Source organism: Chlorobaculum sp. 24CR (assembly GCF_004118635.1).
Taxonomy (GTDB): Bacteria; Bacteroidota; Chlorobiia; order Chlorobiales; family Chlorobiaceae; genus Chlorobaculum.
Genome location: NZ_SDGU01000057.1, coordinates 1 through 23,162, shown reverse-complemented (window position 1 = coordinate 23,162; position 23,162 = coordinate 1). Strand labels below are relative to the sequence as shown.

Annotated in this window: 21 protein-coding genes; 8 read left to right on the top strand and 13 right to left on the bottom strand. The window is 57.5% G+C overall.

Features of this window, described 5'->3' with window-relative positions; translation table 11 throughout:
• The first annotated feature begins 1 nt into the window (after window position 1).
• Both EST62_RS10400 and EST62_RS10395 read left to right on the top strand, forming a co-directional pair.
• Window positions 2-544, top strand: coding sequence for an RNA methyltransferase (locus EST62_RS10400; RefSeq protein WP_167599304.1), 543 nt, complete (start codon window positions 2-4; stop codon window positions 542-544).
• Window positions 545-662: 118 nt separating this feature from the next.
• Window positions 663-1,496, top strand: a complete 834-nt coding sequence (locus EST62_RS10395) for an alpha/beta fold hydrolase (protein ID WP_129052014.1) — start codon at window positions 663-665, stop codon at window positions 1,494-1,496.
• Here the strand turns inward: EST62_RS10395 and pth are convergent.
• Window positions 1,493-2,056 carry an aminoacyl-tRNA hydrolase gene (gene pth / locus EST62_RS10390; protein ID WP_129052013.1) on the bottom strand — a complete coding sequence of 188 codons (564 nt, stop codon included), beginning with the start codon at window positions 2,054-2,056 and terminating at the stop codon, window positions 1,493-1,495. The genes EST62_RS10395 and pth overlap by 4 nt on opposite strands.
• Before the next feature lie 205 nt (window positions 2,057-2,261).
• Between pth and EST62_RS10385 the strand changes: the two genes are divergently transcribed.
• Window positions 2,262-2,435 (top strand): toll/interleukin-1 receptor domain-containing protein, encoded by a 174-nt coding sequence (locus tag EST62_RS10385; protein ID WP_129052012.1) that lies wholly within the window; start codon window positions 2,262-2,264, stop codon window positions 2,433-2,435.
• A 116-nt stretch (window positions 2,436-2,551) separates the two neighbouring features.
• Here EST62_RS10385 and EST62_RS10380 read toward each other — a convergent pair whose 3' ends face one another.
• The 8 genes from EST62_RS10380 to EST62_RS10345 all read right to left on the bottom strand — a co-directional run bounded on the left by EST62_RS10380 (window position 2,552) and on the right by EST62_RS10345 (window position 11,510).
• Window positions 2,552-3,121, bottom strand: coding sequence for a DUF4276 family protein (locus EST62_RS10380; RefSeq protein WP_129052011.1), 570 nt, complete (start codon window positions 3,119-3,121; stop codon window positions 2,552-2,554).
• Window positions 3,118-4,308: an AAA family ATPase gene (locus EST62_RS10375; RefSeq protein ID WP_129052010.1), complete on the bottom strand. Its 1,191-nt coding sequence runs from the start codon at window positions 4,306-4,308 to the stop codon at window positions 3,118-3,120. Before EST62_RS10375 ends, EST62_RS10380 begins: the two co-directional genes overlap by 4 nt.
• A gap of 189 nt (window positions 4,309-4,497) precedes the next feature.
• On the bottom strand, window positions 4,498-5,334 hold the full coding sequence (locus tag EST62_RS10370; RefSeq protein WP_129052027.1) for an FAD/NAD(P)-binding protein: 837 nt from the start codon (window positions 5,332-5,334) through the stop codon (window positions 4,498-4,500).
• Window positions 5,335-5,360: 26 nt separating this feature from the next.
• A complete protein-coding gene (locus EST62_RS10365; protein WP_129052009.1) occupies window positions 5,361-6,374 on the bottom strand; it encodes a 4Fe-4S dicluster domain-containing protein in 1,014 nt (337 codons plus the stop codon).
• 14 nt (window positions 6,375-6,388) lie between these two features.
• Window positions 6,389-7,219, bottom strand: coding sequence for a 4Fe-4S dicluster domain-containing protein (locus EST62_RS10360; protein ID WP_129052008.1), 831 nt, complete (start codon window positions 7,217-7,219; stop codon window positions 6,389-6,391).
• 3 nt (window positions 7,220-7,222) lie between these two features.
• Window positions 7,223-7,672: a hydrogenase iron-sulfur subunit gene (locus EST62_RS10355; protein WP_129052007.1), complete on the bottom strand. Its 450-nt coding sequence runs from the start codon at window positions 7,670-7,672 to the stop codon at window positions 7,223-7,225.
• A 55-nt stretch (window positions 7,673-7,727) separates the two neighbouring features.
• Entirely contained in the window at window positions 7,728-9,701 is a 1,974-nt protein-coding gene (locus tag EST62_RS10350; RefSeq protein ID WP_129052006.1) for a CoB--CoM heterodisulfide reductase iron-sulfur subunit A family protein, read from the bottom strand.
• A 306-nt stretch (window positions 9,702-10,007) separates the two neighbouring features.
• The gene (locus tag EST62_RS10345; protein ID WP_129052005.1) at window positions 10,008-11,510 is read right to left on the bottom strand and encodes a heterodisulfide reductase-related iron-sulfur binding cluster; all 1,503 of its coding nucleotides are present in this window, start codon (window positions 11,508-11,510) and stop codon (window positions 10,008-10,010) included.
• Between the two features lie 279 nt (window positions 11,511-11,789).
• Here EST62_RS10345 and mscL point away from each other — a divergent pair, with 279 nt between their 5' ends.
• Both mscL and EST62_RS10335 read left to right on the top strand, forming a co-directional pair.
• Window positions 11,790-12,245 carry a large-conductance mechanosensitive channel protein MscL gene (gene mscL / locus EST62_RS10340; RefSeq protein ID WP_129052004.1) on the top strand — a complete coding sequence of 152 codons (456 nt, stop codon included), beginning with the start codon at window positions 11,790-11,792 and terminating at the stop codon, window positions 12,243-12,245.
• 150 nt (window positions 12,246-12,395) lie between these two features.
• A complete protein-coding gene (locus tag EST62_RS10335) occupies window positions 12,396-13,610 on the top strand; it encodes an LL-diaminopimelate aminotransferase (RefSeq protein WP_129052003.1) in 1,215 nt (404 codons plus the stop codon).
• 127 nt (window positions 13,611-13,737) lie between these two features.
• Here the strand turns inward: EST62_RS10335 and EST62_RS10330 are convergent, their stop codons facing one another.
• The 4 genes from EST62_RS10330 to EST62_RS10315 form a co-directional block, all read right to left on the bottom strand.
• Window positions 13,738-15,321 carry an NAD(P)H-hydrate dehydratase gene (locus EST62_RS10330; protein WP_129052002.1) on the bottom strand — a complete coding sequence of 528 codons (1,584 nt, stop codon included), beginning with the start codon at window positions 15,319-15,321 and terminating at the stop codon, window positions 13,738-13,740.
• A 58-nt stretch (window positions 15,322-15,379) separates the two neighbouring features.
• The gene (gene purL / locus EST62_RS10325) at window positions 15,380-17,659 is read right to left on the bottom strand and encodes a phosphoribosylformylglycinamidine synthase subunit PurL (RefSeq protein ID WP_129052001.1); all 2,280 of its coding nucleotides are present in this window, start codon (window positions 17,657-17,659) and stop codon (window positions 15,380-15,382) included.
• Between the two features lie 129 nt (window positions 17,660-17,788).
• Window positions 17,789-20,884, bottom strand: coding sequence for a preprotein translocase subunit SecA (secA, locus tag EST62_RS10320; protein ID WP_129052000.1), 3,096 nt, complete (start codon window positions 20,882-20,884; stop codon window positions 17,789-17,791).
• A gap of 32 nt (window positions 20,885-20,916) precedes the next feature.
• Window positions 20,917-21,177 carry a hypothetical protein gene (locus EST62_RS10315; protein ID WP_129051999.1) on the bottom strand — a complete coding sequence of 87 codons (261 nt, stop codon included), beginning with the start codon at window positions 21,175-21,177 and terminating at the stop codon, window positions 20,917-20,919.
• Between the two features lie 17 nt (window positions 21,178-21,194).
• Here EST62_RS10315 and EST62_RS10310 point away from each other — a divergent pair, with 17 nt between their 5' ends.
• The 3 genes from EST62_RS10310 to EST62_RS10300 all read left to right on the top strand — a co-directional run bounded on the left by EST62_RS10310 (window position 21,195) and on the right by EST62_RS10300 (window position 22,942).
• Entirely contained in the window at window positions 21,195-21,662 is a 468-nt protein-coding gene (locus EST62_RS10310; RefSeq protein ID WP_245153598.1) for a hypothetical protein, read from the top strand.
• Between the two features lie 56 nt (window positions 21,663-21,718).
• Window positions 21,719-22,228 (top strand): DUF1648 domain-containing protein, encoded by a 510-nt coding sequence (locus tag EST62_RS10305; RefSeq protein WP_245153595.1) that lies wholly within the window; start codon window positions 21,719-21,721, stop codon window positions 22,226-22,228.
• A gap of 177 nt (window positions 22,229-22,405) precedes the next feature.
• Entirely contained in the window at window positions 22,406-22,942 is a 537-nt protein-coding gene (locus EST62_RS10300) for a DUF4405 domain-containing protein (protein WP_129051997.1), read from the top strand.
• Window positions 22,943-23,162: the final 220 nt, after the last annotated feature.

Sequence of the window (23,162 nt, the reverse complement as noted above, 5' to 3'; positions counted from 1 at the left end):
GATGGCGGGTTTCAGGCAGTTGGCGGGCGAACAGATGGGGCGACTGACGCCCGAAGCCTTCGGCGCGGTCAAGCGTCATCCGGTGACGCTCGTGCTGTATAACATCCGGAGCATGTGGAATGTCGGCGCGATGTTCCGTACCGCCGACGCGGCGGGCATCGACGAGATCGTCATTACCGGCTACACCGCCACGCCGCCGCGCAAGGAGATCGACAAGACCGCGCTCGGCGCGCAGGAGACCGTGCCGTGGCGACACTTCGCCGATCCGCAGGAGGCGATCGCGGCGCTGAAAGGGGAGGGGAGGAAGATTTTCGGTCTTGAAATCGCCGAGAACAGCCGCGCCTACACCTCGCTGACGGCGGAGGACTTTCCGCTCGCGCTGATCGTGGGCAACGAGGTCGAGGGAATCGGCGACGCGCTTCTCGGCCATTGCGACGGCGTGATCGAGATTCCGCAATATGGCGTGAAGCATTCGCTGAACGTGGCCGTGGCGGCTGGGGTGGCGCTCTTCGAGTGCGTGAGGGCGTTCAGGGAGAACGGGTGAACTTTTACGATCGTCACGGGCTTCTTCTCTGTAATTGTTGTATATTCCGGACGGATTTTCGCGCCCTCGATCATTTTCCCGGTTGTTCCCTCATCACTGTTCCTTATTTGACTTTGCCATGCTACACTACAAAACACATCTGATTGCCGAAGACGCCCCTTGGGTGGTGTTCGTGCATGGCGCTGGCGGAAGTTCTTCGATCTGGTTCTTGCAGATCAAGGAGTTTGTCAAGCACTTCAACGTGCTTCTGGTCGATCTCAGGGGACATGGCCGCTCGAAGCACATAACGACTACGAAAGAGGAGCACCATTACAACTTCGAGGTCATTACCCGCGACGTCATCGAGGTGCTCGACGCCCTGCAAATCGAGCGAGCGCACTTCATCGGCATCTCCCTCGGCACCATTCTGATCCGCAATCTCAGCGAACTGGCTCCGGACCGGGTGCAGTCGATGATCATGGGTGGGGCGATCATCCGCCTCAACGTGCGGGCTAAGGTGCTGGTGGCTATCGGCAATTTCTTCAAGCGCATGGTGCCCTACATGTGGCTCTACACCTTTTTTGCGTGGATCATCATGCCGAAGGCAAGGCATCGCAAATCCCGCATCATGTTCGTGAACGAAGCCAAGAAGGTGGCGCAGAAGGAGTTCATGCGCTGGTTCACGCTGACCTACGAACTCAATCCGCTACTCAAGTATTTCGAAGAGAAGGACACCGGCATTCCGACGCTCTACCTCATGGGCGAAGAAGATTACATGTTCCTGCCGGCGGTCGAGTATATCGTGAGTCACCACACCAACTCCTATCTCCAGGTCATCGGTAATTCGGGCCATGTCTGCAACATCGACCAGCCCCAGGAGTTCAACGCACGCGCGATCAAATTCCTCTGCAACATCAGCACCCAGACCCTGCCTGAAACCGTTGAGGCCATGCCGCAGCTCGCCGCCGTTTAACAGACCGTTCCGTTAAACCGGGTCATCGCATGTTCGACGCCCAGCGAGGCGAAGTCGAGCACCGCATCGGCGCACTCCGGAATCACCTTCTCGATACATTTCCGCTCTTCCGCGCTGAATTTCGACAGCACGAACGACGAGAGCGACGCAGGCATGTTTTCCCCGCCAACCCCGACGCGCAGCCGCGCGAACTCCTCGCCGCCGAGGCACTGGATGATGTGCTTCAGTCCGTTCTGGCCGCCCGCCGAACCTTTCGCCCGCATCCGGATTGTCCCCAGCGGAATGTTGACATCGTCGCAAATCACGAGCAATTCTTCCTTCTGGATTTTCCAGAAATTCATCGCCGCCACCACCGCGTGGCCCGACAGATTCATGTAGGTCATCGGCTTGACGAGAATCAGCGGCCCGCCCGGCGCGGTGATTTTCGTGAACCGGAAATTACCCTTGCCCGACGCGAACGATGACGTTCCGGCGAGGTGGTTGATAACATCGAAGCCGATATTGTGCCTCGTTGCCGCGTGTCGCAGTTCCGGATTGCCAAGGCCGACGATAAGTTTCATGCGTGTTTCGGAAGTGTTCAGTTTCTGTAATGGTGCCGGAAAATAAGAATTATGAATTATGAATGTTGAATTATGAATTGGGAATGCCCCAAAACGCCATCCGTTTTGTCCACATCGTCCACCGCGTCCCCGCCTTCCCCCAGTTTGCGCTACCGTAAAAAATCGCTATCGTTCGTGAGGCAATGTTTATTCTACCCCTTATCGCATGGCTCAGGATCAAAAGGATTTTTTCATCAGCTACACCAGCGCTGACCGACAATGGGCCGAGTGGATCGCCTGGCATCTCGAACAGGCGGGATACTCCACGATCATTCAAGCGTGGGATTTCCATCCCGGTTCCAATGTTATCCTTGAAATGCAGAGAATGGATGTGAAGTAAATTGGAGGTATTGCAGGGGGCCTGAAAAATGTGCAGTGATAGTGCGGCAGTATGTTTGCAGGGGTATTACGCGACCGCAATACTGATTTTAGGAGTTAAGACATATTTTTTTGTTTTTATTCTGCGAAATCATGTTCAGTTAATTTTCTGATTCCTTCGAGCAAGACGCAAAAACTATGTGATTTATTTCCTTCGAGCTTAAGATGTGGTCCAATAGCTTTTGATCCGAGAACTTTTTGATACTTATTTTTTGTGAGATGGTATAGTTCTTCAGAAGGATTTTCAAGTCTGTCCGGGTTTTTATATTTTTTCTTCCCTTGTAGTGAGCTGATTCTGTTTATTTCCAAACCTTTTTCAACAGCTTCAAGGTCGCCAAGATAAAAACTTTCGAGTTCCCGGCAAGCTATTCTGACCAAAACACCTTTTTTCCCTGTGCTTTCACAAATATCGGCAAGCTTTTTTTTGATAATCGCGCAATCGCCGGAATCCTGATCCCGAAGAACAAGAAAGCTCGAATTGGGTAAAATCCATCCCCTCAATCTTCTGAAAAGATTTTTCTCAAGGTCCTGCTTGCCACGAAAAACCAGATAACGGATATTGATCTCTGGTGGGACTATTTTCGATAAAAGACCTTCGAGCATTTCTTGTGCAGACGGTTCTTCCAGAAAGAAAACAATATTTCTCATTTTGGATCTGCCCCCTGTAAAAATCCTTGTTCCCAGAGGTAGCCCATCTGATCTCCATCTTTCATGTATGCTACGATTTGTTGATCGTCGAGCGCTCTTCGGACTTGCGTGTATCCCTCATTTTTTTCGAGCCAGAATACCTCTTCGACTCTGATAGCATTGAGAAAATCAGGCGAATGAGTAGAAACAAAAACTTGTCCGCCTCGATTGGAATATGCACGGAATTCTTCGGCCAGCTCCCAGAGCAGTTTCGGGTAAAGCTGATTTTCCGGTTCTTCGACGCAAAGTAGCGGATGGGGGGTAGGATCGTACAGAAGCGTTAGATAAGCAAACATCTTGATGGTGCCATCAGAGACATATTTGTCAACGAATGGGTCTTTGAACGATCCATCCTGAAATTTTAAAAGCAAGCGTCCATCGCGAGTTTCTTCGGGTTCAACATTATCGATTCCTGGAACTCTTTTTTTCATCTGCTCGATGATTTTTTCGAACACGGGCCGTTCGTTTTGATACAATCTGTTTGCCACAAGCTGAAGGTTGTCGCCGGTAACTGAAAGATGGTCTGAGTATCCGGCAATGTCTTTACTTCCTCTGGCAAGATTTATATGAAAATCAGAAATATGCCAGTTTTCGATCAGTTGTCTGAATGCATTTGCCGCCTTAAAACGCTGAAATTGTCCGAGTCCTTTTATTGCAAGAATATCTGATTTGTCAAGAGTTTGGCTTTCTCTTTCCAGCTCTTCTTCGGCTTTGTTAAAATCTTCCTCATTTAAGACAGCATATCCACTTCCTTTGCTGAAATCCAGAAAGTGAAATGGCGAGCCGTGCCTGCCGCGTTTGTAACGAAGTATTTCCCTTTCGATTACAACCCGTCCATTTTCTTGTGCTATAACCAGAAAATATGTTACCAGTCGTTCTACTTTAGTGATTGGCATTCGGAACTGTAACTCGATGGTAATCTTTTTGTCGGAAGCATCACGACTCAATACTTCCTGAAATCCGCCACGAGTTTGCAATGCCGTTGTTACATTGTAGATAAGGCAGTCACGTAGAAAACCAAAAACATCAAAAAGGGTAGATTTGCCTGTGCCATTAGCACCGACAACGACGCATAAATGTGGAATATCTTTTAGCGTTGCCTCTTTGAAGGCTTTGAAATTATGAAGCTTGATACTTTCGATTTTCATGCGAATCTCCGTTTGGAACCCTTTAGGTGTATTAAAAGGCAGTTTAGTCTTGTTTAATGGTCATCAGGTCATTGTTCAAATAGAATGCTGTTTCGATAATTTTTTTACTTCAATTGTGACTGGCAGAAAAATAAAAAAAGCCCGGAAATATTATTCGGGCTTTTTTATTCAAATATGAAAAAATAGCCTCTACAAATCCGCCTGCGGCATGGCCTGCACTTCGGCGGCGGTGAAGACCGGGCCTTCCTTGCAGATATAAACAGATCCCACGTTGCAGCGGCCGCATTTGCCGACGCCGCATTTCATGCGGTTTTCGAGCGTTGTATAGACGTTCTCGGCCGTGAAACCGAGTTTTTCGAGCGCCGCCAGCGTGAATTTAATCATGATCGGCGGGCCGCAGAGTACGGCGATGGTGTTCTCCGGCGACGGGGCGGCCTGTTCGAGAATGGTCGGCACGAAGCCCACGTGATCCTGCCAGTCCGGCGTTTCGCCTCCGGGATCGACCGTCAAGACGAGCCGCACGTCGTCGCGCTTTTTCCACTCGTCCAGCTCATCCTTATAGACCAGATCGGCCACGGTTCTCGCGCCGTACACAATCGTCACGCCCTTGTACTTCTCACGCTGGTCGAGGCACGACCAGATCACGCTGCGCGTCGGCGGAAGGGCGATGCCGCCCGCGATGAAGAGCAGGTTCTTGCCCTCGAACTGCTCGATCGGGAAGCGGTTGCCGTACGGACCTCGGAAGGTCACGATGTCGCCCGCGTCGGTGTTGGCGAGCGTCGAAGTCACCCGGCCCGACTGGCGGAAGGTGCATTCGATATAGTCTTTGCGGGTCTCCGGGCTGGCGACGCAGAAGGTGCTTTCGCCCTCGCCGAAAATGCCGTACAGGCCGAACATGCCGGTCTTGTAGTTCGCCTTGAAAAACTCGTGATCCTCCTCTTTGACGAATTCGAGCTTGAGCGTGTTGACGCCGGGAGCCTCCGTGCGTTTCGACACAACCCGCATCGGAAACGGGCTGTAGATCATGTCGTGGGTATGGTATCGGTCTTGTGTCACCTCGGTAAATTTGTAATCGCTTGCAGAGTTTCGGTAATACCCATGTCCACCGGGCACTGGCGGGTGCAGCGGCCGCAGCCGGTGCAACTGTTGACGCCGAACTTGCCCTGGTAGTAGTTGAATTTGTGCATGATGCGCTGACGCCAGCGGGTCGATTGCGTGTTCCTCGGATTGTGGCCGGAGGTGTGCATCGTGAAGAGCGCGAAGGAGCAACTGTCCCAGTTTTTGCGCCGGATGCCCTGGTAGGTGTCGCCCTCGTCCTGGATGTCGAAGCAGTGGCAGGTGGGGCAGAGAAAGGTGCAGCTTCCGCAGCCGACGCAGCGCAGGGCGATATCCTTCCAGAACTGGCTTTCGAAGTTCTCCTTGTCGGCGAGCCACTCCATCACCTTTTCGACATCGAACTTTTCGGCGACCTGCGGCACGGGCGCGGCTTCGGCTGAGCTTTCCTGCAGGAGCGAAGAGATCGTCTCAACCAGCGCAGTGCCACGGTCGCTCATCGCCTCGACCTGCCAGCCGCTGCCGTCCGAGAGCGGGCGGAGCATCACGTCGGCCCCTTTCGTGCTGTCGGGCGAGAGCTTCACCGAGGTGCACATGCAGAAGTCGTCCGCCTGCGAGCATGCGATGGTGACGATCACCGAGTTTTCGCGGCGACCGAACCAGTAGTCGTCTTTGTAGTCCCAGCCGAAGAGCGGGTCGTCGATGGCCAGGCCCGATGCGTCGCATGGACGGACGCCGAAGAAGACGCGCTTCTTTTCAGGCGGCGTCATGGTTTCGCTGTCGATCTGGTGCTTGCCGATCTTGTATTTGATGAGCGGCTCGGTCTGCGGGAAGAACTGATCCTTGATGGTGCGCTCGGTCAGAACGAGGTCGAGGGCCATCTCATCGGCCTTCCGCACCTCGCCGAAGCTGCTCATCTCGTGCCGCTTCACCGGCGCGAGGACGCTGAAACCGGCTTTTTGCCAGGCGGCGATGCAGTCGTCGAGTTTGTTCCTGAGAAGTATTCTGGTCATGCTTGTCCGGATGCTTAAAGAATGAAGGTCTCGGGGTCGTCCTGCTTGAAGCTCGCGAGCACCGGTTTCTGGTCGCTGTTTTCGCCAGCGACGTAATCGAAGGCGCTGCGCACCTCCTTGCCCATGCGGTAGTTGACGAGCCGGAGCGGAATGTTCACCGGGCAGGCTCGGTCGCAGGCGCCACAGGAGGCGCAGCGTCCCGCCAGGTGGAAGGCGCGGACGAGGTTCCATTCGAAGTTGCCGAGCGTGTGCGACGAGGTGCTGACCCACTGCGGCTGGTTGACGTCAACGATGCAGCGGCGGCAGTAGCACATCGGGCAGACCTGGCGACAGGCGTAGCACTTGATGCACTTCGAGAACTCCTCTTTCCAGTACTCGAACCGCTCCTCCGCGCTCATCGCCTCGATCTTTTCGGCGGCCTCGATGACGTGGGGCGGCGGTGTCAGCTTCCTGATTTTTTCGCCAATGCTGAAATCCGAAATGTTACGTCCTTCGAGCGCTGCGACATCCTTGCCGCTCTCGATGGCGTAGCCGAGAATCACCACCTGCTCAGGCTTGAGCTGCGCCTCCGAGATGAGGATATTGACGCTGCGGATGCCGTCCGGCTTGAGGAAAACCCCCACCTTCTTGCCGTCCGAAAGCAAGCCCTCGGCGACGAGGTAGGTCGAGAGGTTCGCGATGCAGGCCGCGTCGAGCACGAACTTTTGCGCCTCTTCGGGTGTGCGGGCGAAGAGCGGACGGCGGCGGTCGGCAGTCGATCCCGCGCCGAAGCCGATGACCAGCTTCACCTCGCCCGACGAGAGCAGCGCGGCGGCTTCACTTCTGTATTGTTCCTGTATTCCCATTGATTAGTACGAAGACTGGGTTTCGATGACTTTTTGCAGCTCCTGGTACTGCGTGAACGGACCGAGCTTGCGGGTGTCGTCGGTGATTTCGTTGATAAGCTCGGCGAACTTGGCCCCCTCGGCGGCACTGATCCACGAAAAGCGAATGCGCTCCTCCGGGATGCCCGTGAAGGAGAGCAGTGCGCGGAAGACCGTCCAACGGCGACGGGCATGGTAGTTGCCCGAGGTGAAGTGGCAGTCGCCCGGATGGCAACCGCTCACGAGCACGGAGTCGGCTCCTTTCTGCAATGCCTTGAGGATGAACATCGGGCTGATGCGTCCCGTGCAGGGGAGGCGCACGATCCTGACGTTCGGCGCGTATTTCAGACGGCTCGTGCCTGCAAGATCTGCGCCCGCGTAGGTGCAGTAGGTGCAGACAAAAGCCACGATTTTCGGTTCAAATGGGTCGCTCATCGGCTGAATCGGTCGCTTGTTTGGTTTCGGTTGCTGTCACGGTCGCGGCGCCTGGTCAGAGCGCCATCACTTCGGCGAATATCTGCTTTTCGGTGAATCCCGCCAGATCAATGCTGTTCGAGCGGCAGAAGGTCACGCAGGTGCCGCACCCCTGGCAAAGGCCGGGATTGACGCTGGCCACCTCTTTGACGAGATTGCCGTTCCGGTCGCGTATCTCCTTTTGCTCGATTGCGTTGTACGGACAAGCCGACACGCAGCCCCAGCATCCAGCGCAGGTCGATTCGCCGACGGCGGCCACCACCGGCTCGCGTTCGAGCTGCTCGCGGCTGAACAGACCGAGCACCTTGGCTGCCGTGGCCGAGGCCTGGGCGACCGAGTCGGGAATGTCCTTCGGCGACTGGCACGCTCCGCAGAGGTAGATGCCGGCGGTGGCGGTTTCGACCGGGCGAAGCTTCAGGTGCGCCTCGTTGTAGAAGCCGTACTCGTCGTAGCCGATGCCGATCTTCTTGGCGAACTCCTTGGCGTCGGGCTGGGGCACGATGGCCGTGGCGAGCACCACCATGTCGGCCTTGACCTCGACCGGCTTGCCGAGCAGCGTATCGACGCCGCGCACGACGAGCTTGCCGTTCTCCTCGAACACTTTGCTGACGCGGCCCCGCAGGTACTCGGCCTCATCCTCCTCAATGGCGCGGCGGGTGAACTCGTCATACCCCTTGCCCGCGGCGCGGATGTCCATGTAGAAAATCTTGCTGTTGCCGTCGTGATGCTTGTGGGCGTAGAGCATGGCGTGTTTTGCCGTGTACATGCAACAAATCTTGGAGCAGTATTTGACGCCCTTCGACGGGTCGCGCGATCCGGCGCACTGGATGAAGACCACGGTCTCCGGCTCCTTGCCGTCCGACGGGCGCAGAATTTTTCCGGCAGTCGGGCCGCTCGCCGAAGCGAGACGCTCGAAGCTCAGGCCGGTGATGACGTCTTTGTACTTGCCGTAACCGTACTCGCCGTAGAGGGTGGTATCCTGAATCTGGAAGCCGGTGGCCACGACAATCGCTCCGATCTCGAACTCCTCGTAGGTGTCCTGCATCTCGAAATCGATGCAGTTTTCGATCTGGCAGGTCTTCTGGCAAATTTTGCACTTGCCGTTCTTGAAGTAGGTGCAGCGGTTCTTGTCGATCACCGGCACGTTCGGTACGGCCTGCGCGAAGGGGGTGTAGATCGCCGTACGGTTGCCGAGGCCGCACTCGAATTCGCTCGGAATTTTCTTGACCGGGCACTTCTGGATGCAGTCGCCGCAGCCGGTGCACTTGTCCATATCGACGTAGCGCGCCTTTTTGCGCACCTTCACCTTGAAGTTGCCGATGTAGCCGTCCACCTCTTCGACCTCTGAATACGTCAGTACCTTGATGTTCGGATGCTGTATCGCCTCCACCATGCGTGGCGTTAAAATGCACTGCGAGCAGTCGAGCGTCGGGAAGGTCTCGGAGAGCTGCGACATGTGGCCGCCAATCGAGGGTTCGCGCTCGACGAGAATCACTTCGCGCCCAGCTCCGGCGATGTCGAGTGCTGCCTGGATGCCCGCGATGCCGCCGCCGATGACCAGAGCACGGCGCGTGACCGGCACGGAGATCGGTTTCAGCTCGTTGTTGCGCTTCACCTTTTCGACCAGCGAGCGGGTGATCTCGATCGCCTTTTCGGTGGCCTGATCCTTGTCCGAATGCACCCAGGAGCACTGCTCGCGGATGTTGGCCAGCTCAAGCATGTACGGGTTGAGTCCGGCCTCGGCGCACGCCTTGCGGAAGGTCGTTTCGTGCATCCTCGGCGAACAGGCCGCCACCACGACGCCCGTCAGGTTGTTCTCCCTGATCGCGCGTTTGACCGTCTCCTGTCCTGGATCGGAGCAGAAATATTTATACTCGTTGCAGATTTCCACGCCGGGATGGTCGGACAATGCCTTGACAAGGTTGCCCGTATCGACCTTCGAGGCGATATTTTCACCGCAGTGACAAACGAAGACTCCTATTTTTGCCATCCTGAAGCCCTGGGTTTATGATGTTTCCGGCACCGGAGTGCCACGATACTATGGGGACAATCAGTCCCTTGTGCCGCTCTGTTCAGCGGCGCGTTTCAAACTGTGCGTGTTGAGATTCCTTTCTTGTCCGATTGCTTTTTTTTCAGATACATATTCTGTCAAAACAGGATGCTGAAAATGGTCTCGGACGATCAGGAGAGTGACCCGCCGGATGACGGGGCGTTGCCGGTAACGGACGGACAGACAACCTGATGGAAACCCTCAATGTACGATTCAAACCTTTTTTTCTCATACACCGCGAGCGGATTAAAGGTTTCTGACCATGCCGGTCGCCGGAACGAAGTGCTTGTCGAGCGCCACCTCTTCGGGACTCGCGCCGCACGCCATCGCGACCAGATCCGAAATGTAGTACACCGGCATCTCACCAACGTCGTTGTAGCGTTTGCGCATTCCAGCCTGACGCATGTCGAGGTTGGTGTGGCAGAGCGGACAAGCCACCACGAAACCGCCTGCGCCATTAATCGTGGCGTTTTTGGCGATTTTGTGCGTCAAGTCCTCGATCATCTCTTGCTGGGCCATCGTCAGCCCCGCGCCGCAGCACTCGACCTTGTAGGCCCAGTCAACCGGCTTGGCGCCGAGCGCCTCGATGATCGCCTCCATCTTGGTCGGATTTTCCGGGTCGTCGTAGCCCATCGCGTCGAACGGACGCACCAGGAGGCAGCCGTAGTAGCAGGCCAGCGGCATATCCTTGAGCGGGTGGGTGACGCGCTTTTTGATCTCTTCGGGAGCCATGCCTTCGAGTAGTTGCATGACGCCGATGAACTGCGCCTTGCTCTCGGTTTCGTAACCCATCACGCTTTTGAGTTCGTTCCGAAGCTCTTCGGACTCCTTGAGCGCCTTGCGAGCCGTAACCTGCCGGTTCAGGCAGGCGGCGCAGGGGGTGAGCACGTAGTCGAGGCCCTGCCGGTCGGCCAAGGCCTGGTTCCGCGCCGGAAGCAGCACGGAGAGTTTGTGGTTGGTGGCGTGAGCAGAGCTTGCGCCGCAGCAGTTCCAATCCTCGATTTCGTGGAGCCTGACGCCGAGCCGGTCGCACATCTTGCGAATCGAGATGTCGTAATCCTTGGCCGTGCCGGAGAGCGAGCAGCCGGGATAGTAGCCAATCGTCATGCCGGGCGTGATTTTGAGCGGCTCGTCAGGCTTGAAAGTGCGCTTGACGGGCTTGCGTTTCGGCGCAGCGGTGTGAGCAACGCCTTCGGCGAGCTGGAATATTTTCTCGATCTCTTCCTTCTGCTCGACGGTCTCTTTCGCCGTGATGGCCGTGACCGGATTGATCTTGCCCTGCTTCATCATCTTCAGGCCTGCGCCAGCGTCCTGCAAAAAAGTACGGGTGCGCAGCTTGTAGCTGTTGACCAGCGCGAGTTCCTGCAAACGGCCGCTTTTGCGCACCGTGTTGAGGAACGAGGTGTGGAAGGCGGTGACCAGCTTTTTGGCCTTGTCGGATGAAACGATGCCGCTCCTGAGCGCCATCTCGCGGACAGCATCCATCGTTCCGGCGATCTCCATGTTCTGCGGGCAGCGCGCCGTGCAGGTCATGCAGCCGATGCAGTACCAGAGAGAGTCGCTCTGCATGGCCTCCTCGACGTACCCGGCCTGCACGAGGCGCATGATTCTGGCTGGCGGATTGTCCATGAAGCCGCCAGCGGGACATCCGGCGGTGCATTTGCCGCATTGATAGCAGCAGGCGTAGTTGTTGCCGGTCGCCTGTTCGAGCTGCCGTTTCAATGAATCTGTACGGATAGTATGCTCCATCGATTGATGACTGCTGATGTTATGGTATCCCGGAAACCGCCTGACGTTTTGAGCGCGAGCCAACCGTTTTGGTAGTGGTGGTGCGTAAAATACTACGTCAATGCTTCGAGGATGCCTGCTATTACTGGATGAATTCGTGCGGGTTCTACAAAGACATGAGCTTTTATTGTAACAAAAAATACACTAATGTCCAATTAAGGGGGTTTATTTTCTTAACCTTCCCTGAAGGTTGTATCTATGTAATGTGTGCAATCAGGTAAAAAACAAATAACGACGACTATGCTGAAAGAGTTCAGAGAGTTCGCCCTCAAGGGCAATGTAGTCGATATGGCGGTGGGCATCATCATCGGCGGAGCCTTCACCGGAATCGTCAAGTCACTGGTCGGCGACGTTTTGATGCCGCCGCTCGGCCTTCTGCTCAACGGAGTCGATTTTTCAAACCTGTTCGTCGTGCTCAAGGAGGGAGCTGCGCCGGGGCCGTACATCGCGCTCGATCAGGCGCAGCGAGCCGGAGCAGTCACGCTCAATTACGGCTTGTTTATCAATGCGTCCATCAGCTTCCTGATTCTGGCCATTGCCGTCTTTTTTCTTGTTCGCGGCATCAACCGGCTTCGCAAAATTGCCGAGAAGCCCCCGGCTCTGGCGGCGCTTCCCGATACCAAAGAGTGCCCGTTCTGTTTTTCAGCCATTCCGTCAAAAGCTGTGCGCTGCCCGAACTGCACCTCGCAGCTCTGAGCAATCCGGCCGCCGTGGTGATTTCCATGAACGGAGGCGCTATTTTTGGAAGTTCCCCTATGGAGATCAACGGCTTTTTGTTTATGATTGAGTTTGTTTTGACAAAAAATTCAGCGCTGCTGCATCAACGATATTCCGAAACCAGAAACCATGTTCGACGAGATTGAATTCGACAAGATCAAGAGACTGCCAAAATATGTGTTTGCCGCCGTCAACGAACTGAAGATGGCCGAGCGCCGGGCAGGGGAGGATGTCATCGATTTCTCGATGGGCAACCCCGACGGCCCGACGCCCCAGCACATCATCGACAAGCTTGTCGAGAGTGTCCAGAAACCCAGGACGCACGGCTATTCGGTGTCGAAAGGCATCTACAAACTGCGCGGCGCGGTCGGCGGCTGGTATCGCAACAAGTACAATGTCGATCTCGATCTCGACCGCGAGGTGGTGGTGACGATGGGGTCGAAGGAGGGCTATGTTCACCTGGTGCAGGCGATTACCAATCCGGGCGACCTGGCCATCGTACCCGATCCGTGCTACCCGATTCACTCGCAGGCGTTCATCCTCGCCGGGGGGAACGTGCATCGCATGAAGCTTGAGATGAGCGAGGATTACACGCTCGACGAGGAGGCTTTTTTCCACAACATCGAGACCGTGTTCCGCGAGTCGTCCCCCAAGCCGAAGTACCTCGTGGTCAACTTTCCGAACAACCCGACCACAGCCACCGTCGATCTCCCGTTTTACGAGCGTCTGGTCGAGCTGGCGCGCCGAGAACGATTTTACATCATCAGTGACATCGCGTATGCCGAAATTACCTTTGATGGCTACGTGACTCCGTCGATCCTTCAGGTGCCGGGGGCCAAGGATGTGGCTGTCGAAAGCTACACGCTCTCGAAAACCTACAACATGGCGGGCTGGCGCATGGGCTTCATGGTGGGCAACGCCAAGCTTGTCGGTGCTCTCGAAAAAATCAAGAGCTGGCTCGATTACGGTACCTTTACCCCCATCCAGGTCGCCTCGACCATCGCGCTCACCGGAGACCAGAGCTGCGTCCGCGAGATCAGCGAGGTGTATCGCAAGCGGCGTGACGTGCTCATTTCGAGCTTCGCCAATGCCGGTTGGGACATTGTGACGCCCCGCGCCTCGATGTTCGTGTGGGCGAGGATTCCCGAACCGTTGCGCGGCATGGGCAGCCTCGAATTCAGCAAGAAACTGCTGATGGAGGGCAAGGTCGCCGTCAGCCCCGGCATAGGCTTTGGCGCCTACGGCGATGAGTATGTGAGGGTGGCGATGATCGAAAACGAAGAGCGAATCCGCCAGGCCGCAAGAAATATCAAGAGGTTTTTAAAGAGCAACGCAGGGCAATAAAGCTGGCGTTATTCTGTTATCCTATGGGACGTATAGGACTTATACGACCTATAGGACTTATGGAAGAAAGAGTGTAAAGAAACCATCGGGGGCAGCTTTCGAGCTGCCCTTTGGCATTTTTGGGGTTTCACTCCTCGCTTTCGAACAATTCCAGGACGGCTTGCGGAATCGCTTGCAGCACGTCCACCGAGGAGACCAGGCTCGAGACGTTCGAGGCGAGGTCTCCGGCCCGGCCGTGCAGCCACGCAGCGGCGGCGGCGGCTTCGTGGGTGTCGAGGCCCTTGGCGGCGAGCGCGCCGACCATGCCGGAGAGCACGTCGCCGGTGCCCGCCGAGGCGAGTGCTTCGGTGCCGCTGTTCGAGATGAGCACCATGCCCGATGGCGAGGCGACGAAGGTGGGCGCGCCCTTGAGCAGCAGGTTGGCGTTCCACTCCTCGGCGAGCATCCGCGCCGTGTCGATTGGCGAGACCATGATGTCCTCGACCGACAGGCCGCTCAACCGGCTGCACTCGCCTGCGTGTGGCGTCAGCACCGCGTCTTCGAGGCCGGCGATCTGGTCGAACAGATTGCGTTCGGCGATGGCGTAGAGCGCATCGGCATCGAGCACCAGCTTTTTTTCTGTGATTTCGGGCGTGCAGAGCAGCGTTTCGACCAGCTCTTGCGCCTCCTCGCTTCGTCCGATGCCGCAGCCGATCACGATGGCGTCGGCCCATTTCGCCTTTTCGATGATCGAAACCATGTCGCGCCCGATCACTACCACTTCCGGCGCGAAGCTGTGCATCACCGATGCGTGGCCGTCGGGCAGCGAGGCGCAAACGTAGCCCGCGCCGGTCTTGACGGCGGCGCGGGCGGCGAGCAGGGCTGCGCCAAGCATCGAGCCGCCGCCGTCTGTCGAGCCGGTGACGAGCAGCACCTTGCCGTTCAGGTGCTTGGCGCTCGACGGGTCGCGCAACAGGTAGCTCTCCGCCGCGAAAGTTTCGTCCACCAAGAGGCAGGAGGTCGGCTCGACGAGGAACTCCGGGATCGAGATTTCGGCGGTCTGAATCTCTCCGCAGTGCGTTGGTCCGGCGTTCTGGAAAAATCCGGTCTTGAGGAAGGCCATGGTGACGGTCATGTCCGCCTTCACGCACGGTTCTGAAGCGCGGCCGCTGGTCGCATCCAGCCCGGACGGAAGATCGACGGCCACCGTCACCGCTTCGGAGTGGTCGTTGACGAAGTTGATGAGTTCGACGGCCGATTTGGCCGGTTCGCGGAGCTCCGGATCGTCCGCGTCAATCTTGAGGCCGGTGCCGAAGATGGCGTCCACGATGACCTGGTATGCGGTCGCGCCAACGGCGGTTCGTGCTTCGTCGATTCCGGTGAAAATTCTGAGGCCCTCGTTGTAGCGCCGGTACGCCTTGAGGATGTGCAGCCCTTCGAGGTTCACCCCGGCAAGCTCCTCCTCCGGCCACGCCAGCAGCACATCAACCTTCGCCCCCCGATTCAACAGGTGTCGCGCCACGACGAAGCCGTCGCCGCCATTGTTGCCCTTGCCGCAGACGATGAGCGTCGAGACCCCGTCGAGGCTCCGGCCGCTCTCGAACCGCTCCACGATCATCCGCACGGTTTCGCGCCCGGCAAGCTCCATCAGCCGACTCTCCCCGGTGCGCAGCTCCTCGATAGCCGCCCGATCCGCCAGGCTCATCTCCCGCGCCGTCAATACCGCATTCATCGTTGCTCTCCTTTCTATCTTCGTCTTTTCGTTCCTGAACTCCTTTGTCTCTCTTTGTTTACAACTCCTCAAGGTGCAGTGCCGACTCCAGCGCATGGTTGTAGGCGTGCAGCAGTTCGTCAATCGAAAACTCCGCTACCGGCCTGCCATTCACGGCGATGCTGGCTTCGGCAGGCGTCACCTTGCCGATGACGCGCACCGGGACATTCAGGTGGTCGGCCTCCTCGATCACCGCGCCTGCCCTGCCGGGATCGACCGAGATCACCACGCGCCCCTGCGCTTCGGAGAAGAGCAGCTTCTGGAGCGCCGCACGGTCCGAATTCGCGCATTCGAGATCGACCTCGAAGCCGAGCATCCGGTCGCGGTTCATGATCGATTTTTCGGCAAGCGTGACGGCAAGGCCGCCATCCGAAACGTCGTGCGCCGAGTTGACCAGCTTTTTCGCCGCCAGCGTAACGAGCAGCTCCTGAAGGTTTTTCTCGTGCTTCAGATCGACTGCGGGCGAGTCCGCGCCGGGCGTAGCGTACTGCATCACGAGGTACTCCGAGCCGTCGAGCGTGAGTTCGGGATCGCCGAAGAGCACGATGGCGTCGCCTGCCTTGCAGAAGGTCGATTCCACCAGATTGTCGATGTCGTCGAGCAGCCCGATCATGCCGATGGTCGGCGTCGGGTAGATCGCCGTGCGTCCGCCGCCAAGCGAGGTTTCGTTGTAAAAGCTCACGTTTCCACCGGTTACCGGGGTGTCGAACATGCGGCAGGCATCGCCCATGCCCTCGACGGAGGTCTTGAACTGGAAGTAAACCTCCGGTTTGTAGGGATTGCCGAAGTTCAGGCAGTTGGTGACGGCGAGCGGCCTGGCGCCGGTGCAGGCGATGTTGCGCGCGCACTCGGCCACGGCAATCGCGCCGCCCGATTTCGGGTTGAGATAGACGTAGCGTGAGTTGCAGTCAGTCTTCATCGCGAGGCCCTTTCTGGTGCCCTTGATGCGGATCACCGCCGCGTCGGTCTGGCCCGCCGGGGTGACGGTGTTGGTCTGTACCATCGAATCATACTGCTGGTAAACCCACGCCTTGCTGGCGATGTTGGGGCGTGAGAGCAGTTGCAGCGAGAGCGCCTTGAAGTCGAGCGAACTGTCCGGCGCGAGGTCAGCCGCCGGAGTGTCGGGCTTTTTCTCGACCGCCTCGCGGATATAGACCGGAGCGCCGCCGCCGAGCACCAGCGACATGGCGGGAATTTCGGCCACCACCTCGCCGTGCTGGCGGACGCGCAGCATGTTGTCGTCCGTCACCTGGCCGATCACCACGGCGTTCACATCCCATTTTTTATAGACGTCGATGATCTCCTGTTCGCGCCCCTTTTCGGAGACGATCAGCATCCGCTCCTGCGATTCGGAGAGCATCAACTCGTAGGCTGTCATACCCTTCTCGCGGGCGGGCGTCAGGTCGAGGTCGATCTCGATGCCGCCGCTGCCGTTCTTTTCGATGCCGCGCGCGCTCATCTCTGAGGTGGAGCTGGTCAGCCCCGCCGCGCCCATGTCCTGCAAGCCGGAGACCGCGCCGGTTGCAATCGCTTCGAGTGTCGCTTCGAGCAGCAGCTTTTCGGCGAACGGGTCGCCCACCTGCACGCTCGGGCGCTTGTCCTCCGATGCCTCGCTCAGCTCTTCCGACGCGAAGGTTGCGCCGTGGATGCCGTCGCGCCCGGTCGAGGAGCCGACGATCAGCACCGGGTTGCCCTTGCCGTGCGCCGTGGCGCTGACGGTTTTGTGGTGCTCCACCAGGCCGACCGACATGGCGTTGACCAGCGGGTTGCCGGTGTAGCACTCCTCGAAGTAAATCTCGCCCGCCACGGTCGGTACGCCGAACGAGTTGCCGTAGTCGCCGATGCCGCGCACCACGCCGTCCACGAGGTAGCGTACGCGCGGGTCGCGCGGTGAGCCGAAGCGCAGCGAGTCGAGAGAGGCCACCGGGCGCGCGCCCATCGTGAAGATGTCGCGGTGAATGCCGCCGACGCCGGTCGCCGCGCCCTGGTATGGCTCGACCGCCGAGGGGTGGTTATGCGACTCGATCTTGAAGGCCACGGCGAGGTTGTCGCCAATATCGACAAGGCCCGCGTTCTCCTCGCCAGCCTGCGTCAGCAGCGAAGCGCCTTCGCGCGGCAGGGTCTTGAGCACGGCGATGGAGTTCTTGTAGCTGCAATGCTCCGACCACATCACCGAGTAGATGCCAAGCTCGGTGAATGATGGAGTGCGGCCAAGTACGTCACAGATTTTGGCGTACTCCTCTTCGTTCAGGCCATGCTCCTGGGCCAGTTGCAGGTTCACTTCAGGTTCGGTGCTCATTGGTGATAGCTTTTTGTAGGTCGAATAGGTCTTATAAGTCCTATAAGTCTTATACGACCTATAGGATTGAAGATGAAAGGGCGGGCGCGAGACCCGCCCCTACGGGCAATTCTTTCAATTCATAATTCATCATTCCCCCGCGCCGCAGCAGTTTTTGTATTTCTTGCCGCTGCCGCAGGGGCATTCGTCGTTGCGGCCCGGCTTCTTTTCGGCTCGCACCGGTTGCTGAATGACGATTTCGTCGCCGGGCATCGAGAGCGTGGCGTCCATGCCGCCATCGGCGGCGACCTGGTAGGCGCTTTCGGCTTCGGCGTGTTGCGCCACGAGCCGCTCCTGGCGCACGGCCTGGCGGCGCTGGCGGGCTTCGATCTCCTCTGACTCCTCCTGCGTGATCGGAAAGAGCTTGAAGGCCACCGACAGGGTTTCGTGCTCGATTTCGCGCAGCAGCTCGACAAAGAGTTTGTAGGCCTCCTGCTTGTATTCGAGCAGCGGGTCTTTCTGGCCGTAGGCGCGCAGGTTGATGCCCTCGCGCAAGCCGTCGATTTCGCGCAGGTGCTCGCGCCACTTCTGGTCGATTACCGAGAGCACGGCGTACTTTTCGATCTGCTGCATGATCTCGTCCGGGAGCGAGTTCTCCTTGCGGTGGTAGAATTCGCTGGCGGTCTTGAAAAGCGCTTCGGCGGTCTGCTCGAACGGTTCGCGCTCGAAGGCCGAGGCGTCGGGCCGGAACTCGACCGACAACTCGCGCAGCACCTGCTCCTCCAGCCCCGCCGGATCGCCAGCGTCGTGGAACTTCTTGACTACGGTCTGGCTGTAGTCTTGCAACAAGTCCATGATGTCCGTCTTCAGGCGCTCCATCTTGAGCGCCTTGCGGCGGCGGGTGTAGATCACCTCGCGCTGCTGGTTCATCACATCGTCATATTCGAGCAGGCGCTTGCGGATCGAGAAGTTCTGCTCCTCGACCTTCTTCTGGGCGCGTTCGATAGACTTGGTAATCATCGAGTGCTCGATCACGTCGCCCTCCTCGTGGCCGAGCCGGTCCATCACCGCGATGACGCGATCCGAGCCGAACAGGCGCATCAGCTCGTCTTCGAGCGAGACGTAGAAGATCGACTCGCCGGGATCGCCCTGGCGTCCGGCGCGGCCACGGAGCTGGCGGTCGATGCGCCGCGCCTCGTGGCGTTCCGAGCCGAGGATGAACAGGCCGCCATTCTCGCGCACGCCTGCGCCGAGCTTGATGTCGGTGCCTCGACCTGCCATGTTGGTGGCGATGGTCACGGCGCCTTTCTGACCGGCCATGGCGACGATGTCCGCCTCGCGGGCGTGCTGCTTGGCGTTGAGCACGTTGTGCTCAACGCGCTTGGCGCGGAGCATCCTCGACAGCGTCTCCGACACCTCGACGCTCGCCGTGCCGACCAGCACCGGCTGGCCCTTCGAGATCAGCTCCTGCACCTTGCCGACAATGGCGTTGTACTTCTCGCGGCGCGTTTTATAGACCAGGTCGTCAAAATCGCGGCGGGAGATCGGGCGGTTGGTCGGAATCACCACCACGTCAAGCTTGTAAATCTCGAAGAACTCCGACGCCTCGGTCTCGGCGGTACCGGTCATGCCGGCCAGCTTGCTGTAGAGACGAAAGTAGTTCTGGATGGTGATGGTGGCCATCGTCTGCGTTTCGCCCTCGATCTTGACGTTCTCCTTGGCCTCGATGGCCTGGTGCAGTCCGTCGCTGTAGCGGCGTCCGGCCAGCACTCGGCCCGTGAACTCATCGACAATCATCACCTGCCCCTCCTGCACCACGTACTCGTCATCCTTTGCGAAAAGCGTGTAGGCCTTGAGGAGCTGGCTGATGGTGTGCAGGCTGTCCGAACGTTCGGAGTAGAGTCGATAGACTTCGTCTTTTTTGTGGATTTTGTCGGTGGGCTGGAGGTTCTTGTCGGCTTCGATAGCCGCGATTTCGCTGCCCACGTCGGGCAGGATGAACAGATCCTGATCCTGGTTGCTCAGCTTGCTCAGGAACTCGCGCCCCTTTTCGGTGAGGTCGATGGTGTTGGTCTTTTCATCGATGGCATAGAACAGCTCATCATCAACCTCGTGCATCCGGCTGGCGTTGTCCTTCAGGTACTCGTTCTCGACCGACTGAATGAGCTTGCCGATGCCGCTCTGCGAGAGCATCTTGATGAAGCGGTTGTTCTTCGGCTGACCGCGCTTGACGCGAAGCAGCGCCAGACCGGCGTCGAAATCGGTGGGCTTCTCCTTCAGCGTTTTTTCGGCCTGACCGAGGAAGGTAGCCACCAGATTGTGCTGCGCCCGGACGATCTGCTCGATCCAGGGCTTGATTTCGCGGTACTTGGTGTCGGTGTCGGAATTGGGTACCGGGCCAGAGATGATGAGTGGCGTTCGGGCCTCGTCGATCAGGACGCTATCGACCTCGTCAACGATGCCGAAGTAGAAGTCGCGCTGCACCATCTCTTCCTCGGAACCGGCCATGTTGTCGCGCAGGTAGTCGAAACCGAACTCGCTGTTGGTGCCCCAGGTGATGTCGCAGAGGTACTCGTTGCGCCGCTGGTTGGAGTAGAGGCCCGCCAGAATCACGCCGGTCGAGAGGCCGTGATAAGCATAGACCGGCTGCATCCACTCCATGTCGCGCTGGGCCAGATACTCGTTGACCGTCACCACGTGCACGCCGCGCCCGGTCAGGGCGTTCAGGAATACCGGCAGCGTCGAGACCAGCGTTTTGCCCTCGCCGGTGGCCATTTCGGCGATCTTGCCCTGATGCAGCACGATGCCGCCGATGAGCTGCACGTCGTAAGGCACCATGTCCCACACCATTTCGCGGCCCATCACTGTGTAGGTGAAGCCTTTCAGGCGTCGGCAGGTCTCCTTGACCAGCGCGAAGGCTTCCGGAAGCACCTCGTCGAGAATCGCCGCCGTAGCCTCTTCATAGTCGTTCCGGAACTGTTCGAGCTGGGCGTTGAGCTTTTCGTTCTCTTCGAGGCTCACGTCCGGACGGTCAAGCTTGTGTTCAGTCTCTTTTATCTGCGTCTCGAAAGGGAGGAGCTTGTCGCGCACTTTTTTGCGAAGCTCCACGCCCTTGTTGCGGAACGCCTCATCCGAAAGGGAGTTGAGCGTACCGTAAATTTCATTGATGCTATCGACGATCGGCTGGATTTTCTTGACATCTTTTTCGTGCTTCGAGCCAAAAATCTTTGTGAAAATTTTGAGCATGTAATCCTTGATTTCTCGGTGTTTCGTAATGGTCACGGCGGCATGAGACGCACTTTCCAATGAGCCGTAAAGTACCGAATTTCAAACGCTGAAAAAACAACCGCTGAAAAAAACATGATTTCCGGCAGAAGCGCCTCAGCCGCCGCTTTGCGCGGCTGAGAATGATGAATGACGAGACGGATCAGACGGATCAGACTGATGGGATGGACGGGACTGACGGGACTGATGAGCCGGTTTGAGCGGGGGCGTGAAACCGGGGTTTGTTTGCGGTATATTGCCGTTGAACCGATCAAACCCTATCCCTTTTCACATGGCAAACAGGCAAACTCTATGCGCGCCGGTTCTGGCGATTTTTCTGACAGTGGCCGGTATCGTCGTTCCGGCTTCGATGCAAGCCCGGATGAATGAGGGACGCATCAGCTCTGTTCATACGCCGCAGCCGGGCAGCGCTGAGCGCAAGGCGATACTCGACTCCATGCGCTCGAAAGTAAAGGAGTTGCACGGTCTCGACGTTGTTTTTAATGTTCTAACCATGAACAGCAGCGGGGGATGGGCTTGGGTGCACACCATGCCGCAGTCGAGCGATGGCCGCGAGCGATATGAAGATTTCGCGGCTTTGCTGCACAACGATAACGGGCGGTGGCAGGTTGATGAAATAGCCTGTACCGAGCCGGACAATCCCGACTGCCTTGGCCATCCGGGATACTTCAGAGGTCTCGCTCGGCGTTTTCCTGGCGTGCCTTCGTCAATTTTTCCCACGGCAAGATACTTTCGCTGAGCGTTATCTTGTTGTCAAATCCGCCACTTCGATCAACCAGCATAAAGGAGCCTCCGATGACGCCGAAACAAAACAACCACCCCTTTGCGCTGGCGCTCTTTTCGTTGCTCAGCGCCCTGTTCGTCGGCCACGCCATCTACCACTACTCCATATTGCCAGAGCAGGTTGCCACCCATTTCGGCTTGTCGGGCGATCCGGACGCCTGGGTGCCGAAAACCGTTTTCTTTCTCTGGTACTTCATCATCAGCGGTCTCTGCATCGCGATGTTCGTTGTGGTGAACCGCGCCCTGAGGTCGGGCCGCCTCTCGTGGCTGAACATTCCCGACAAGGAGTACTGGCTGTCGCCGGAACGGATTCACGGTACGCTGAAATACGTCAGAAGCGGTATTCTGCTCTTCGGCTCCGGTACGCTGCTCTTCGTGCTCGACTTCGTCAACCAGTCCTTTCAGGTCTCTCTCGGAAACGCCTCGAAGCTCGATCATCCCCTGAGCACTCTGGCCACCTATCTGCTCTTCTGCGTTTTATGGGTTATCTCGCTCTACCGTCGCTTCAGCAGGAGAGGGTGAAGCTGGAATCGACGATCATTCGCTTCGCCTGCTTTTGATGAAATCTTTTCAAATTTTAAGCGTTTTTTAAGATTCCGTTTACCCTGTTTTAAGGTGGGTGAAGGTATGTTTATTCCCGTTGACCAGATGGTCATCATTTGAGAAACATATTTCACCATGCAAAAACCTTGAGACACCATGAAAGTTACCATTCGATCCTGGGCTACGCCGCTTGTCACCGGGGCGCTTCTGATCTCCGCCGTCACCGGCGTGCTGCTGTTTTTTAAATTTGAACAAGGCCTTGTCAAGCCGGTGCACGAGTGGCTTGGATGGCTGCTGGTCGCGGGCGTTGCGCTGCACGTCGTGGCCAACTGGAAAGCCTTTACGGGCTATTTTTCAAAAAAACTCGCCATGTCGATCATCGGCTTGTGCGCGGTCGTGACGGTGGTTTCGGTCATGCCGTTCCTCGGCAATGACGAACACGAAAACGGCAAGCGCGTCGCCAGAGCGTCGGCAAAGGCACTCGAAACTTCGTCCATCGAAACCGTCGCGCTGGTCGCAAAACAAAGCCCCGGCGAGCTGATCGCCCGGCTCAAAAACGACGGCGTCACGGTGAACGCGCCATCAGAGACCATTGCCGAGATCGCGGCGGCCAACGGCAAGAAGGCCCCGGAACTGCTCGGCACGCTGATCGGCAAACCGGCGGAGGGTGACGGTGACGAAGACGACCATTAATGTGAGTCGAAAAAGTGTCAAGAGCGACTTGAATGCAAGGCGGTGGGCGTCGTGTCGATGGAAAACACTCTTTTATTTTCTGTCATTGCGAGTTTTCCATATCCGGAAGGATACCGCGCCCGTACCTTGAATCTCTATGGGATATATTCCCCGAAGCTCTGCTTCGTTAAAGATAAAAGTGTAATAATTGAGCACATATATTCATAAAAGTCATAATGTA